This is a genomic window from Methylobacterium sp. Leaf108 (assembly GCF_001423265.1).
In the GTDB taxonomy this organism is placed as follows: domain Bacteria; phylum Pseudomonadota; class Alphaproteobacteria; order Rhizobiales; family Beijerinckiaceae; genus Methylobacterium.
Genome location: NZ_LMND01000005.1, coordinates 74,045 through 88,456 on the forward strand (window position 1 = coordinate 74,045; position 14,412 = coordinate 88,456).

The window sequence follows — 14,412 nt, forward strand, 5'->3', positions numbered from 1 at the left end:
CCCAGGGGCGGACGGAACAGGCGGCACCGGCGCCAGCGACCTCGGGAGGACCACGATCGTGCATTTCAAGACAGCCGCCTTTGCATTCGCGGCGACGCTTCTCGGACCGGCCCTCGGCGGCTACGCCCCGGCCTCGGCCCAGCTCGATACCCAGAACCTGGTTCCCTGCGCGCAGGACGGCGAGGTCTGCCGGATGCCGCATCCCACCAACGTCTATTACGGCATCAAGGGCAAGACGAACGGCCGCCCGTTCCCTCAGGGTGGAACGGTGCCCTGCAACGTCGGCTCCTTCGGCGATCCGGCGCCGGGCGTCGCCAACAAGATGTGCTGGTACGCGCCGAAGGTCGCCGAGGGTCGCCGGGGCGGGCGTGATCGTGGCGACGACGGCGACGGGTATCGCAGCCGCGACCGCGACGACCGCGGCGGCGATTATCGCGACCGGCGCGACAGGGACGACGAGCGTCCGCGCGCGCGCTCCTATGACGACGAGCCGCGCCGCCGGTACGACGAAGAGCCGCGCCGTCGCTCCTACGAGGACGACGATCGTCCGCGCCGGCAGCGTCGCGACTTGGACGACTGACGGATCTTCGACCGCGGCCGGGTGATCGTCTCGCCCGATCGCGGTCTTCGACGGTGGATCAGAGTTCGGCCGACCGGCCCGACAACTCCGCCCGCAGTTGGCGGGCGGCTTCGAGCAGCGCGCCGTCGCGGCGGCGGCGCGGGCGCGGTACGGCGATGGTCATGTCGGCCGCGACCCGGCCGGGCGAGCCGGCGAGCACCACCACCCGGTCGGCGAGGGTCACCGCCTCGTCGATGTCGTGGGTGACGAACAGGATGGTCTTGGCCGTCCGCGCCTGGATGCGCTGCAGTTCCTCCTGCAGGCCCTCGCGGGTGAAGCTGTCGAGCGCCGAGAACGGCTCGTCCATGAGGAGCACGTCGGGGTCGACGGCGAGCGCCCGGGCGATGGCCACCCGTTGGCGCTGGCCGCCGGAGAGCTGGTGCGGCCAGCGGTCGGCGAAATCGGACAACCCGACCAGGGCCAGCATCTCGCGCGCCTTCTCGAGACGCTGAGAGCCCGACAGGCCGGAGCCCTCGAGGCCGAAGGCGACGTTGGACGCCACCCGCCGCCACGGCAGCAGCCGGGCGTCCTGGAACACCAGCGCCATCGGCGTGCGGCAGTCGGGCCGGGTGTCGAGGCGGACGCTGCCGCCGCTGGGGCGGGCGAGACCGATCAGCACGCGCAGGACCGTGGACTTGCCGACCCCGGACTCGCCGACGATGACCACGAACTCGCCGCGCCGGACCGTGAGGTCGAGACCTTCGAGGATGACGTTGCGCCGGCCCTCGCGCTCGTAGGCGAGGCTCAGGGACGTGATGGTGACGATGGCGTCGGCGGTGATGGCGTTAACGGTCATGGGCGCCACCGCAGCAGCCAGCCCTGCAGGGCGACGAAGGCGGTGTCGAACAGGCCGTAGAGGCCGGCCATGGTGAGCATGTAGACGACCACGATGTCGGTGGAGAGGAGGCTGGAGGCCTGCATCATGCGCGCACCGACGCCGGGCACGCCGAAGATCTCGGCGGCCACCACCGCCATCCAGGCCTGGCCGAGCGCGGTGCGCAGGCCGACGAGGATGCCCGGTGTGGCGGCCGGCAGCACGATCTTGGTGAGCCGCGACAACGGAGACCGGAAACCGAAGGCCTGCGCCACCTCGATGAGGTCGCGGTCGACCCCGCGCACCGCGCCTTGCGTCGCGAAGAACACGATCCAGAACACGCCGATGGCGATGATGAACACCGCCGCTTCCGGCTGTACCCCGAACCAGATGATCGCGAAGGGGACCCAGGCGAGGCCGGGGATCGGCCGCAGCAGCCGCACCACCCAGGCGGTGGCGGCCTCGACGCCGCGCGACATCCCCACCAGGATGCCGAGCGCCACCCCGGCGGCGGCGCCGACGCCGAGGCCGGCGACGTAGTGGCTGAGGCTCGAGACCACCGCCTCCGACCAGACCCCGAGCCGGATCTCCTTGAGGAAGGCGGCCGGAATCGTGCTCGGCGGCGGCAGGAAGGCCGGGTTGATGAGGCCCAGCCGCGGCATCGCCTCCCAGAACGCCAGGAAGGCGAGGAGGCCGGCGGCCGCCAGCAGCGTCGGGGTGAGGCGGGCCATCGGCGTCAGCGGGCGACCGCCTTCTCGTAGTAGCGCGCATCGAACAGCCCCTCGGTGGGGATGTCCTTCTCCAGCGTCCCGATCGAGACCTGATAGGCCTGCATCGCCTTCGTCGCGTCGATGATCGCGCGCGGATCGGCGGTGAACTTCGCCGCCGGCGAGGTGATCGCCTTCTGGATGGTGGCGAGATCGGTGATGCCCTTGCCGAGGGCGGCCTCCACCGGCACCGCGGCACGGGCGGGGTCGGACTTCAGGAGGTCGGTGGCCTTGACCAGGGCCTTCACCAGCCCCTCGATGGCGGCGGGATTCTTGTCGGCGAAGGCGCCGTAGACCCCGACCACCGTACCGGGCTGGTTGGGGAACATCTCGCCGCCGGTGGCGACGAGGGTGATCGCCGGGTTGCGGTTCTGGACGATGGTGAGCGCCGGCTCGCGCAGGGCGGCTCCGTCGACGGCACCGGCCAGCATCGCCTGCTGGGTGGCGTCGATGCCCATCGGCACCACCTCGGCATCCGATTTCGCCGCCTTGGCGACCTGCCAGAGCCAATGCTGAAGGGTGGTGTGCGGCACCGAGCCCGGCGGCTGCGTGGCCAGCCGGGCGGCCCGGCCCTCCTTGGCCTTGAACTGCGCGAAGGCCTGCGCCTTGTCGGCGTTTCCAGCGAAATACGGGGCGAGCTTGGGGCCGGCCACGACCACCATCTCCTCGATGGCCGTGGCGGCCACCACCCGCACGTCGATGCCCTTGGTACGGGCCACCGCCAGCGGCGCGATGCCGGCGACGTAGACGTCGATGGTGCCCGAGGCCAGCGCCTGGATCATGTTGGGGCCGGATTCGAAGGTGGTGAAGGTCGGCTTCAGGCCGGCCTCCTTCAGCCAGCCCTCGCCGTCGGCCACGAAGATCGGCGCCGCGCCGACGATGGGGATGACGCCGATGCGTACCGGGATCGGCGCCGTCTGGGCACTGGCCGGCGCGGCGAGCAGAAGCCCGGCAAAGGCGGTCAGGATCGTCGCGAGGACGGGGAGGGCAGGGCGCATCGGGAAGTCCGGCTTTCGAGGCGAGGTCGAGGCGAGGCAAGGTTGGGCGAGGCTGGCCCGCGAAGGACCGAGCCCGGCCATGCCACAGCCGGGGGATTCCTCAAACACCCGCGTGCGTCCGGCTCGGCTTGGGACGATCGATCGGGAAGGGCCTTCTCCCTCCGGGCCCGGCCGCGCCGGCTTTCTTCGCCAGGCGGAGACGGCGCTCCGGAACGGCCTCGGTCCGATACCGTTAAGACAGGACATCGGCGGCACCCCCCTCGCGGCCGATTCCTAATCACAAGGACTACCGCCATGAGCTTTCTCGGCAGCATCGTCAGCAAGATCCTCCATCCCTTCGGCGGCGGCGCGACGGCGGAGGCCAAGCCGGCCGACGCCACCACCGGCACCGCGGCCCCCGCGGGCGGCGCGGCACCGGCCACTGCCTCCGGCGAACCGGTGGACGTGGAAGCCGTGCTCAACGGAATGGCCGCCAAGAACGGGCAGACCCTCAACTGGCGCACCTCGATCGTCGACCTGATGAAGCTCCTCGACATCGATTCGAGCCTCACCGCCCGTAAGGCGCTCGCCGACGAGCTCCACTACACCGGCGACAAGGACGATTCGGCCTCCATGAACGTCTGGCTGCACAAGCAGGTGATCAAGAAGCTCGAGGAGAACGGCGGCAAGGTGCCGGCCGATCTCAAGGACTGATCTCTTCCGGCGTCCTCTCCTCATCGCGAAAGGAGAGGACGCGATCGCGCATCGATCCGTACGGCCGATCCGCGAGGCATGCGGCCAGGGATCGCGGGCCGACCCTCACGAGGCGGACGGGCTGGCGGATCACCCCTATCCCGCTCCGATGACCGTCGCTAAAACTCCGCCGGCCGAACCTCCCCGGCTGGCGAACCCGTGGCACCCGATGATTGTTTCGCGCAGGCGCATCCTCGCCGGCTCCGCCGGCCTCGTGGCGACGACGGGTCTGGCCGGCCTCGCCCGCGCACAAGGGTACGGACAGGCGTTCAAGGTGGACAACGACGAGGGCCGGCCGGTCGCCAACACCCGGCTGCCGGGCGAGATCGTCGGGGAGATCGAGGGCTTGCGCGGCGTCACCTATATCGGGCCCCGCGACGCAGGCGTCACGCTCTACGAGTTCTTCGACTACAATTGTCCCTACTGCCGCAAGGCGGCGGCCGACCTGATCTCCCTCGCCGCCAGCGATCCGGCCCTGCGGATCGGGCTCATCAACAACCCGATCCTGTCGGTCCAATCGGCCCAGGCGGCGAAGGTGTCGCTGGCCGTCCAGAAGCGCCTCGGCTCGGCCGCCGCATGGAGCCTCTACCAGGGCCTGCTCGCCAAGCCCGGCCGGATCGACGGGCCCTCCGCCCTGGCGGCGGCGGCAAAGCTCGGCCTCCCGGCGGCGGAGATCGAGGGCATCGGCGACAGCCAGGAGGTTCGGCTCGCACTCAAGAGCCAGATGCGGATCGCGGCCGACCTCGGCCTGTCGACCACGCCCTCCTACGTGCTCGGGAACACCGGGCTGCTCGGCCATCCCGGCCCCAAGGCCCTGGCGCGGATGATCGCCGCCCAGCGCCGCTGCGACCGCATCGCCTGCTGACCGGAAAGTCCACAGAAAGCCCGACCGCCGTCCCGGCGAGGACACGATTTTCGCGATCCAGCCACCATGCCGACACGTTTGCGACGCCGGCCTTCATCCGGCGCGCACAGCCGGGTCGATCTAGCCGCCTCGCCGGGACCTCGCCGTCAGGCCTCCGCCTCCAAGCCTCGCCTTGCGCGTCCAGAGACCGCATGGTAGGGCGACGCCGCTTCGGTAGAGGGGGTTTGCGCCCTCTTAGGTCCGAGACATTCCCATCGCCGACGTTTCCTGAGCCGACGCCACATGATGGCGACTTCTGGGTCGGAACGTGCAGGCTGGATTAGAAGAGAGAGCGGCCGCGTGGCGCAGACCAGTTCCGAGGCGGGTTCCCCGGTCGCAGGCGTAGCCGCGCGCTACGCCTCGGCCCTATTCGAGTTGGCCCGCGAGGAGCGCCAAGTCGATGCGGTGGCCCAGGGGCTCGAGCGTTTCGACGCCATGCTCAAGGAGAGCCCCGACCTGATGCGCCTGGTGCGCAGCCCGATCTTCACGGGTGCCGAACAGGCCGCCGCCATCGGCGCCATTCTCGACAAGGCCGGCATCACCGGGCTCGGCGCCAACTTCATCAGGCTCTCGGCCGCCAACCGCCGCCTGTTCGCGCTCCCGGACATGATCCGCGCCTTCCGAGTGCTGGTGCGGGAGTCGAAGGGCATCGTGCGCGCCGAGGTGCGTGTCGCCGAGAAGCCGTCCGAGGCGGTGGTCGAGGAGATCAAGGCGTCCCTGCGCGACGTCGCCCGCGCGGAGATCGACCTCGACCTCACCGTCGACCCGAGCCTGATCGGCGGCCTCGTGGTCAAGATCGGCAGCCGCATGGTCGATGCGTCCCTGCGAACGAAGCTCAACGGTATTCGTCTGGCGATGCGGGAAGCCTGAGGAGCGCGGCCCTCGCGGCCCGGTCCATCCCGTCATCCCGTCCCACACCCAGTGTTTTTCAAGTTTTCGAAGAGGCCGAACGATGGACATCCGCGCTGCCGAGATCTCCGCGATCCTGAAAGAGCAGATCAAGAACTTCGGCGAGGAAGCCGCGGTCACCGAGGTGGGCCAGGTCCTCTCGGTCGGTGACGGCATCGCCCGCGCCTACGGCCTCGACAGCGTCCAGGCCGGCGAGATGGTGGAGTTCGAATCGGGGGTGCGCGGCATGGCGCTGAACCTCGAGCAGGACAACGTCGGCATCGTGATCTTCGGCTCGGACCGGGACATCAAGGAAGGCCAGACCGTCAAGCGCACCGGCGCCATCGTCGACGTGCCGGTCGGCAAGGCGCTCCTCGGCCGCGTGGTCGACGGCCTCGGCAACCCCATCGACGGCAAGGGCCCCATCGCCACCACCGAGCGTCGCCGCGTCGACGTGAAGGCCCCGGGCATCATCCCGCGCAAGTCGGTGCACGAGCCGATGGCCACCGGCCTCAAGGCCATCGACGCGCTCATCCCCGTCGGCCGCGGCCAGCGCGAGCTGATCATCGGCGATCGCCAGACCGGCAAGACCGCCATCGCGCTGGACACAATCCTCAACCAGAAGGCCGCCCACGCCGGCACCGACGAGAACGCCAAGCTCTATTGCGTCTACGTCGCCATCGGACAGAAGCGCTCGACGGTGGCCCAGTTCGTGAAGGTGCTGGAGGACAACGGCGCCCTCGAATATTCGATCATCATCGCCGCCACCGCCTCCGATGCCGCGCCGATGCAGTTCATCGCGCCCTTCGCCGGCTGCGCCATGGGCGAGTACTTCCGTGACAACGGCATGCACGCCGTGATCGTATACGACGATCTCTCCAAGCAGGCCGTCGCCTACCGCCAGATGTCGCTGCTGCTGCGCCGCCCGCCGGGCCGTGAGGCCTATCCCGGCGACGTGTTCTACCTCCACAGCCGCCTGCTCGAGCGCGCCGCCAAGATGGGCGACGCCGCCGGCAACGGCTCGCTGACCGCGCTGCCGGTCATCGAGACCCAGGCCAACGACGTCTCTGCCTATATCCCCACCAACGTGATCTCGATCACCGACGGCCAGATCTTCCTCGAGACCGACCTGTTCTACCAGGGTATCCGCCCGGCCGTGAACGTCGGCCTCTCGGTGTCCCGCGTGGGCTCCTCGGCCCAGACCAAGGCGATGAAGAAGGTCGCCGGCAAGATCAAGGGCGAGCTCGCGCAGTACCGCGAGATGGCCGCCTTCGCCCAGTTCGGCTCCGACCTCGACGCCTCGACCCAGAAGCTGCTCAACCGCGGCTCGCGACTGACCGAACTCCTGAAGCAGCCGCAGTTCTCGCCGCTGAAGATGGAAGAGCAGGTCGCGGTGATCTACGCCGGCGTCAACGGCTACCTCGACGCGATCCCGGTCAACAAGATCCGTGCGTTCGAGGACGCGTTGCTCTCGACCCTGCGTACCAAGCACGCCGACCTCCTGGGCACGATCCGCGACTCGAAGGACCTGTCGGACGCCAGCGCCGGCACCCTGAAGGGCGCCATCGAGGGCGTCATCAAAGCGATGAAGTAAGGCGCTTTTTCCCTCCCCCCGCGGGGAGGGGTCAGGGGTGGGGGCGATGCCGGAGACGGCGTGACCCTTTCGGCACCACCCCCACCTCCGACTCCTCCCCGCAAGGGGGAGGAGAGCCGCCCCAGGGTCGAACCGAGACGGATCTGAAAGTCAGCCGATGCCGAGTTTGAAGGATCTGCGCAACCGCATCACCTCGGTGAAGGGCACGCAGAAGATCACCAAGGCGATGCAGATGGTCGCCGCCGCCAAGCTGCGGCGCGCCCAGAACGCCGCCGAGAACGGCCGGCCCTACGCCGAGAAGATGTCCCAGGTGCTCGGCAACCTCGCGGCCAACCTCGTCGGCGGCGTGCAGGGGCCGAAGCTCCTTTCGGGCACCGGCTCGGACCAGACCCATCTGCTCGTGGTCTGCACCGCCGACCGCGGATTGTGCGGCGCCTTCAACTCGTCGATCGGCCGCATGGCCCGCGACCACGCCCGCAGGCTGATGGCCGAGGGCAAGACGGTGAAGATCCTCACCGTCGGCAAGAAGGGCAACGACCTCCTGCGCCGGATCTTCAAGGACCAGATCATCGAGGCGCGCGACATCCGCGGCACCCGGCCGGTGGACTACGAGTTCGCCGCCGAGATCGCCGAGTCGATCATCGCCCGCTTCGAGGCGGGCGAATTCGACGTGGCGACCCTGTTCTACTCGCGCTTCCGCTCGGTGATCTCGCAGATCCCCACCGCCCAGAAGCTGATCCCGGCCGAACTGCCTGCGACCGGCGCCACCGCGCCCGACGCCGCCCTTGAGTTCGAGCCGAACGAGGAGGCCATCCTCGACACGCTGCTGCCGCGCAACCTCACCGTTCAGGTCTACCGCGCGCTCCTGGAGAACGCGGCCTCCGAGCAGGGTGCGCGCATGGGCGCCATGGATTCCGCCACGCGCAACGCGGGCGAGATGATCAAGAAGCAGACGCAGATCTACAACCGCACGCGTCAGGCCATGATCACCAAGGAACTGATCGAAATCATCTCGGGCGCCGAAGCCCTCTAACACCCATTCGGGCGCCCCGGCGCCACCGCATCGTAAGGACCTCATCATGGCGAACACCGCTACCCCCGGCGCCGGCTCCAACAAGGTCGGCCGCATCACCCAGGTCATCGGCCCCGTGGTCGACGTGCATTTCGACGGCCACCTGCCCGAGATCCTGAACGCGCTGGAGACCAAGAACAACGGCAACCGCCTCGTTCTCGAAGTCGCCATGCAGCTCGGCGAGAGCACCGTGCGCTGCATCTCGATGGACACCTCGGAAGGCCTCGTGCGCGGCCAGGAGGTCACCGACACCGGCGAGGCGATCATGGTGCCGGTGGGCTTCAACACCCTGGGCCGCATCATGAACGTCATCGGCGAGCCGATCGACGAGGCCGGCCCGATCCAGTCCGACACCCTGCGCGCCATCCACCAGCCCGCGCCGGCCTATTCCGAGCAGTCGACCGAGTCGCAGATCCTGGTGACCGGCATCAAGGTGGTCGACCTGCTGGCCCCCTACGCCAAGGGCGGCAAGATCGGCCTGTTCGGCGGCGCCGGCGTCGGCAAGACCGTGCTGATCATGGAGCTCATCAACAACATCGCCAAGGTGCACTCGGGCTACTCGGTGTTCGCCGGCGTGGGTGAGCGTACCCGCGAAGGCAACGATCTCTACCACGAGATGATCGAGTCCAAGGTCAACATGGACCCCAAGGAGCACAACGGCTCGGCCGAGGGCTCCAAGTGCGCGCTGGTCTACGGCCAGATGAACGAGTCCCCCGGCGCACGCTCGCGCGTCGCGCTCACCGGCCTCACCATCGCCGAGGATTTCCGCGATCAGGGCCAGGACGTGCTGTTCTTCGTGGACAACATCTTCCGCTTCACCCAGGCCGGCTCGGAAGTGTCGGCGCTGCTCGGCCGCATCCCCTCCGCGGTGGGCTACCAGCCGACTCTGGCCACCGACATGGGCGCCCTGCAGGAGCGCATCACCACCACCACCAAGGGGTCGATCACCTCGGTGCAGGCGATCTACGTGCCGGCCGACGATCTGACCGACCCGGCGCCCGCCACCTCCTTCGCCCACTTGGACGCCACCACGGTGCTCTCGCGCTCCATCGCCGAGAAGGGCATCTACCCGGCCGTGGATCCGCTCGACTCGACCTCGCGCATGCTCAACCCGACCGTCCTCGGCGAGGAGCACTACGACGTCGCCCGCCGCGTGCAGCAGACCCTGCAGCGCTACAAGGCGCTCCAGGACATCATCGCGATCCTGGGCATGGACGAGCTCTCGGAAGAGGACAAGCTCACCGTGGCGCGCGCCCGCAAGATCGAGCGCTTCTTCTCGCAGCCCTTCTCGGTGGCCGAGATCTTCACCGGCTCGCCGGGCATCCAGGTGCCGCTGGCCGACACCATCAAGGGCTTCAAGGGCCTCGTGAACGGCGATTACGACGACCTGCCGGAGGCCGCCTTCTACATGGTCGGCACCATCGAGGACGCCAAGGAAAAGGCCAAGAAGCTCGCGGCCTCGGCCTGAGCGCATGAACGCCAAGACCATGCTTCTGCTCGTCGGCCTCGTGGCCGGCGGGCTCGTGGGCTACCTCACCCGCCCGCAGGCGGCGGAGATCAAGATCGGCCCGCTCAGCGTCGAGATCCAGGACAACAAGTCCTCGGCCGGCGCGGGCGGCGGCGACCTCACCAGCGGCCAGGTCCAGCATATCGGGCTGTACGCGGTGATCGGCGCCGTCCTCGGCCTGGGCGCCGGCTTCGTCGCCGACCGCCGCCGCGGCTGACCTCATTTTCGACCGCGCCCGGTCCACCGGCCGGGCGCGGTCCTCCACGATGTCCGACCCCAGGAATCCTGACGCCATGGCCACCTTCCAGTTCGACTTCGTCGGCCCCGAGCGGACCCTGTACTCGGGCCAGGTCGAAGCCGTGCAGCTTCCCGGCGTCGAGGGCGAGATGACGGTGTTGCCGGGCCACGCCCCGGTGCTCACCGCGCTGAAGGTCGGCGTGATCGTCATCAACGAGACCGGGCATGCCGGCAAGCGCGTGCTGGTGCGCGGTGGCTTCGCCGACATCGGGCCCACCGGCGTGACGGTGATCGCCGAGCGGGCGAACCCCTTCGAGGAGATCACCCCGACCTCCATCGACGCCGACATCGCCGCCCTCCAGCTCCAGCGCGACGCCACCGAGGACTTCGCCAAGCGCGAGGAGATTGACGGCCAGATCGTCCAGTTGAAGGACGCCAAGGTCGCCCTCAGCTTCTGAGGAACGCGCCCCCGGTCAGTCGAGCCGGCCGGCGGCCTCCAGGGCGACGGCGACCAGGTCGTCGATCGCGGCTGCCTCGGTCGGGCAGCCCGCCTCGAGCCACCGCCGTCGCGCCGCCTTCAGGCCGCGGCCCACCGCCGGCCCGGCCGGCACGCCCCGCCCGACCAGGTCGGCGCCAGCGACGGGAAACACCGGCCGCGCCTCCGTCCCGTCGAGGACCGCCGCCAGGGCGGCCCGGCCCTCCTCGGTCATCATCGGCTCCGCTTCCTCGCCGGCGAGGACCGACAAGGCCTCCGATAGCGCCCGACCGTCGTTGTCGGCCAGAAGCGCGCGCATGGCGGCACGACCGCGTGCGCGCGTCCCTCCGAGGGCGTCCAAGGCGCCGGCGTAGGCCGACAGGTGCCGGACCTCGGCCCGGGACAGGCGCAGGCCATTCTCCAGGCGCTCGACGTCGCCGGCCTCGCGCACCGCCAGGGCCGCGAGGCGGGACAACCCGTCCGCCTGCGGCAGCGCCGCGAGCAGGCGCCCGAGACGATCGAGGTCGCCGGAGCTCGCGAGCAGGCGCGTCAGGATACCGTGTCGCGCCATCACGCCCAGCGCCGGCAGCGCACCGGGGGCGACCAAGAGCTTGAGCAGTTCCGCCCGGATGCGCTCGCGCGACAGACCGTCGACGGCGTCCCGCACGGCGATGCAGGCGGCCAGGCCCTCCCCGTCCGGCGGCCCGAGGCCGTAGCGGGCGTGGAACCGGAAGAAGCGCAGGATCCGCAGGGCGTCCTCGCGGATGCGCGTCGGCGCGTCGCCGATGAACCGCACCCGCCCCGCCGCGAGGTCGGCGATGCCGCCGGTGGTGTCGTGCAGGCGGCCCTCGGCGTCGAGGGAGAGGGCGTTGATGGTGAAGTCACGCCGCTCGGCATCGCGCCCGAAATCGCGGCCGAAGCGCACCACCGCGTGACGCCCGTCCGTCTCGACGTCCTCGCGCAGGGTCGTCACCTCGAAGGCGGTGCCGTCGGCGAGCAGGGTCACGGTGCCGTGGTCGATCCCGGTGGGGATGGCACGAAGACCCGCATCCGCGGCGAGCGCCATCACGGCGGCGGGCGCGATGGTGGTGGCGAGATCGAGGTCGTCGGCCGACCCGCCGAGGAGGGCGTCGCGGACGCAGCCTCCCACCGGCCGGGTCTCCTCGCCGGGCACCGCCAGGGCCCGCAGGACGCGGCCGACATCCCGGCGACGCAGGAGGGCGGCCGGAGCGTCGTATGCGAGGCGCCGCCCGGTCACCGGAACGTGCCCGGCACCACCTGTCCGTTCTCGAGGCGCGGCGGCACGTAGCCTCCGCGATGACTCTCGCCGAACAAACCGGTGAGGACGAGCGACACCACCACGAGGCCGATGCCGGCCATGAACAGGCGGAACACCTGCCCCTCCCAATGGTAGCCCTGGTGCGGGTTGCGGCCCTTGAGCGCGAGGTAGCCGTAGAACAGCGCCCACGGCAGCAGGAACAGCAGGGCTTCTTGGACGATCCTGGCGATCATGATGCCTTCGAGGACTCTCGATACGGGGAGGGTTCCGGTCCGAGGCTCCCGCAGGCCGGTCCGGCGGCCGACCGGAACCCTACGGACTCAGGTGGTCCCGTCTACCCGGTTTCGACAGACGGCCTCGCGCGGCGTGACGAAGCACGGGTGTCCCCGGGCGCCCAGAGGCGTTCGTAGAGGTTGCGCACGATGCCCGCCGTCACGCCCCAGATCAGGCGATCCGCGTGGGTGATGGCGTAGTAGCGCCGGGTCCGGCCGCGCCAGGCGCCGGAACCGAGGCTGTGGCCGGCCGGGTCCATGAGCACGTCGAGGGGCACCTCGAACACCTCCGCCACCTCCTCCGGGTTGAGGGCGAGGGTGAGGGGCTCCTCCACCAGCCCGACCACCGGCACCACGAGGAAGCCGGTGGCCGAGAGGTAGGGGTCGAGGTAGCCGAGCACCCCGACCCGCTCGGATGCGAGGCCGATCTCTTCCCACGCCTCCCGCAGGGCGGTGCCGGCCGGGCCGGGATCGGCCGGATCGATCTTGCCGCCGGGAAACGAGATCTGGCCGGAATGGTCGCGCAGGCCCGCGCTGCGCTGGGTGAAGAGCACGGAGAGGCCGGTGTGGCGGGCCACCACCGGCACCAGCACCGCCGCGTGGCGATGCGGGCCGGGCGGGGCGACGGCGATCCCGTCCGCGTCGAGGTCGTGGTCGCCGCGCGGATTGGAGGTGGGATCGCCGGGGCGGGGGGCATCGGCCGAGAGGCCGGCGGCGGCCCGTTCCAGAAACGCCGCCAGGCTGTCGGGGCGCGCGCCGTTCAAGCGGCGGCCGCGGGTGCGATGGGATGGAAGACGCCGCCGGCCGCGATGCCGAACCACGGCGCGCCGTCGACCTCGCGCTCCTCACCCAGGGCGACGAGGTCGTAGGTCAGCGCCCGCGTCACCCGCGCCCACAAGCCGCGGCGCACATGCACATAGGGCTTGAGGCCGCCGCCTGCGACCTCCTCGAACCGCAGGCGGTGCTCGGCATCGACGGACACGACGTCGTCGACGTTGGTGCGCACCACGATCCGCCTGTCGTCGCCCTCGCCCTCCACGGCCATGTCGACGGCCACGAACGGCGCATCCTCCACGGCGATGGCGACACGCTCCGCCGGGGTCACCAGCACGATGCCGCCGTCCTCCTCGCACCGCAGGATCGAGGCGAACAGCTTGACCATCGCCGGCCGCCGGATCGGCGCCCCCTCGTGGAACCAGGTGCCGTCGGCGGCGATGCGCATGTCGATCGTGCCGCAATGGGCCGGGTTCCATCGCTCCACCGGAGGCAGGCCACGCTTTGCCTCGGCGCCGAGGGCCGCGGTGAGGCGGGCGAGGACGGGATCGGGGGAGGGGATTTCGGGCATGAGGGGAACGATAGCGGTTGGACCGGCGTGGGGACAGAGGCGACGGGCACGCCGTGGGCCTTCCGACGACCGCTCACGCGTCGGTTCGCGGCGTCCCTGGTCGAATCGGGGAACGACTGCGCGTGTCGGACGCCGCAAAGGACCCGAGGAAAGGACCTGCCGTCCGTCGCTGCCTCGCCCTGGCGGGCCCTGGCCTCTCGAACGACCAGCGGGCGGACGATTCGTGCCAATCGCACAGGCTCGACGCAGCAGATTGTCCGCTTCCGCTCCACCGCGTTGACGTCCGTTTGTCTCCCGCTCATGGCTGGAATTCCAAGCAGGAACGCCGTGATGTTCGACACAAGCCGCGTCCAGGACAGTCTAACGCCATCCCCGACCTGGACCGCGAGCGTCGATGAAGGGCTCGTCCTCCATCGTGGGCTTACGACGACACGGCCGCTACCAGCGAAAACGGCGAGGGCAGTTTCCAGGGACCCGCACGACGCGGCCGGAATTGTCTCGTGCATCACGACATCGTCCGCGGATCGCTCGACATCTTCGCGGCGGGCGGCCACCAAGCGCGACGAGATCCTCGCCTTCATCGCGGCGCAGGCGACCTGCCCGGATCTCACGCCCGAGCGGATCGCGCGCCGCACCGGCGTCTCGCGCACGGTGCTCTATCGCATCCTCGAGCCGCTCGGCGGCGTGGCGACCTGCGTGCAGCGGCAGCGCCTGCACCTGATGCGCGGCGCCCTGGCCCACCGGGGCGATGCGCGCTCCATCAAGACGATCGCCCATGCCAGCGGCTTTCGCAGCGTGACCCATGCCAGCCGCAGCTTCCACAAGGCTTTCGGAATGCCGCCGGGCTCGTACCGCCAGGCAGGACTCGCCGGCTGACCGGTTCCTCGGCGTCGAGCGGATCGCCGCGGA

17 protein-coding genes are annotated in these 14,412 nt (G+C 70.1%); 10 read left to right on the plus strand and 7 right to left on the minus strand.

Features of this window, described 5'->3' with window-relative positions:
* The first annotated feature begins 58 nt into the window (after positions 1–58).
* Positions 59–580, plus strand: a complete 522-nt coding sequence (locus ASF39_RS05650) for a hypothetical protein (protein WP_082494389.1) — start codon at positions 59–61, stop codon at positions 578–580.
* A 58-nt stretch (positions 581–638) separates the two neighbouring features.
* Here ASF39_RS05650 and ASF39_RS05655 read toward each other — a convergent pair whose 3' ends face one another.
* From ASF39_RS05655 to ASF39_RS05665, 3 genes are read right to left on the minus strand one after another with little or no spacing between them, the layout of a single operon-like run.
* Positions 639–1,415 (minus strand): ABC transporter ATP-binding protein, encoded by a 777-nt coding sequence (locus tag ASF39_RS05655; protein ID WP_056281773.1) that lies wholly within the window; start codon positions 1,413–1,415, stop codon positions 639–641.
* Positions 1,412–2,164, minus strand: a complete 753-nt coding sequence (locus ASF39_RS05660; RefSeq protein ID WP_055882331.1) for an ABC transporter permease subunit — start codon at positions 2,162–2,164, stop codon at positions 1,412–1,414. Before ASF39_RS05660 ends, ASF39_RS05655 begins: the two co-directional genes overlap by 4 nt.
* A 5-nt stretch (positions 2,165–2,169) precedes the next feature.
* On the minus strand, positions 2,170–3,198 hold the full coding sequence (locus ASF39_RS05665) for an ABC transporter substrate-binding protein (RefSeq protein ID WP_056281777.1): 1,029 nt from the start codon (positions 3,196–3,198) through the stop codon (positions 2,170–2,172).
* Positions 3,199–3,492: 294 nt separating this feature from the next.
* Here ASF39_RS05665 and ASF39_RS05670 point away from each other — a divergent pair, with 294 nt between their 5' ends.
* From ASF39_RS05670 to atpC, 8 genes are all read left to right on the plus strand, one after another.
* Positions 3,493–3,891: a DUF3597 domain-containing protein gene (locus ASF39_RS05670; RefSeq protein ID WP_055882325.1), complete on the plus strand. Its 399-nt coding sequence runs from the start codon at positions 3,493–3,495 to the stop codon at positions 3,889–3,891.
* Between the two features lie 208 nt (positions 3,892–4,099).
* Positions 4,100–4,795, plus strand: coding sequence for a DsbA family protein (locus tag ASF39_RS05675; RefSeq protein ID WP_056281781.1), 696 nt, complete (start codon positions 4,100–4,102; stop codon positions 4,793–4,795).
* A 339-nt stretch (positions 4,796–5,134) separates the two neighbouring features.
* A complete protein-coding gene (locus ASF39_RS05680) occupies positions 5,135–5,704 on the plus strand; it encodes a F0F1 ATP synthase subunit delta (protein WP_055882320.1) in 570 nt (189 codons plus the stop codon).
* A gap of 82 nt (positions 5,705–5,786) precedes the next feature.
* Positions 5,787–7,316 (plus strand): F0F1 ATP synthase subunit alpha, encoded by a 1,530-nt coding sequence (atpA, locus tag ASF39_RS05685; protein WP_055882317.1) that lies wholly within the window; start codon positions 5,787–5,789, stop codon positions 7,314–7,316.
* A gap of 157 nt (positions 7,317–7,473) precedes the next feature.
* Positions 7,474–8,349 (plus strand): F0F1 ATP synthase subunit gamma, encoded by an 876-nt coding sequence (locus ASF39_RS05690; protein WP_056281785.1) that lies wholly within the window; start codon positions 7,474–7,476, stop codon positions 8,347–8,349.
* 46 nt (positions 8,350–8,395) lie between these two features.
* Positions 8,396–9,856 carry a F0F1 ATP synthase subunit beta gene (gene atpD / locus ASF39_RS05695; protein WP_055882308.1) on the plus strand — a complete coding sequence of 487 codons (1,461 nt, stop codon included), beginning with the start codon at positions 8,396–8,398 and terminating at the stop codon, positions 9,854–9,856.
* A 4-nt stretch (positions 9,857–9,860) separates the two neighbouring features.
* The gene (locus tag ASF39_RS05700; RefSeq protein ID WP_055882305.1) at positions 9,861–10,112 is read left to right on the plus strand and encodes a hypothetical protein; all 252 of its coding nucleotides are present in this window, start codon (positions 9,861–9,863) and stop codon (positions 10,110–10,112) included.
* A gap of 76 nt (positions 10,113–10,188) precedes the next feature.
* Entirely contained in the window at positions 10,189–10,590 is a 402-nt protein-coding gene (gene atpC, locus ASF39_RS05705; RefSeq protein ID WP_055882302.1) for an ATP synthase F1 subunit epsilon, read from the plus strand.
* A gap of 15 nt (positions 10,591–10,605) precedes the next feature.
* Here atpC and ASF39_RS05710 read toward each other — a convergent pair whose 3' ends face one another.
* From ASF39_RS05710 to ASF39_RS05725, 4 genes are all read right to left on the minus strand, one after another.
* A complete protein-coding gene (locus ASF39_RS05710) occupies positions 10,606–11,823 on the minus strand; it encodes a CCA tRNA nucleotidyltransferase (protein WP_244472290.1) in 1,218 nt (405 codons plus the stop codon).
* Positions 11,824–11,861: 38 nt separating this feature from the next.
* Positions 11,862–12,119: a DUF6111 family protein gene (locus ASF39_RS05715; RefSeq protein WP_055882298.1), complete on the minus strand. Its 258-nt coding sequence runs from the start codon at positions 12,117–12,119 to the stop codon at positions 11,862–11,864.
* A gap of 101 nt (positions 12,120–12,220) precedes the next feature.
* Positions 12,221–12,922: a CoA pyrophosphatase gene (locus tag ASF39_RS05720; protein WP_056281791.1), complete on the minus strand. Its 702-nt coding sequence runs from the start codon at positions 12,920–12,922 to the stop codon at positions 12,221–12,223.
* On the minus strand, positions 12,919–13,503 hold the full coding sequence (locus ASF39_RS05725) for a DUF1285 domain-containing protein (RefSeq protein WP_056281794.1): 585 nt from the start codon (positions 13,501–13,503) through the stop codon (positions 12,919–12,921). Before ASF39_RS05725 ends, ASF39_RS05720 begins: the two co-directional genes overlap by 4 nt.
* Before the next feature lie 330 nt (positions 13,504–13,833).
* Here ASF39_RS05725 and ASF39_RS20280 point away from each other — a divergent pair, with 330 nt between their 5' ends.
* Positions 13,834–14,379, plus strand: coding sequence for a helix-turn-helix domain-containing protein (locus tag ASF39_RS20280; RefSeq protein ID WP_162240577.1), 546 nt, complete (start codon positions 13,834–13,836; stop codon positions 14,377–14,379).
* Positions 14,380–14,412: the final 33 nt, after the last annotated feature.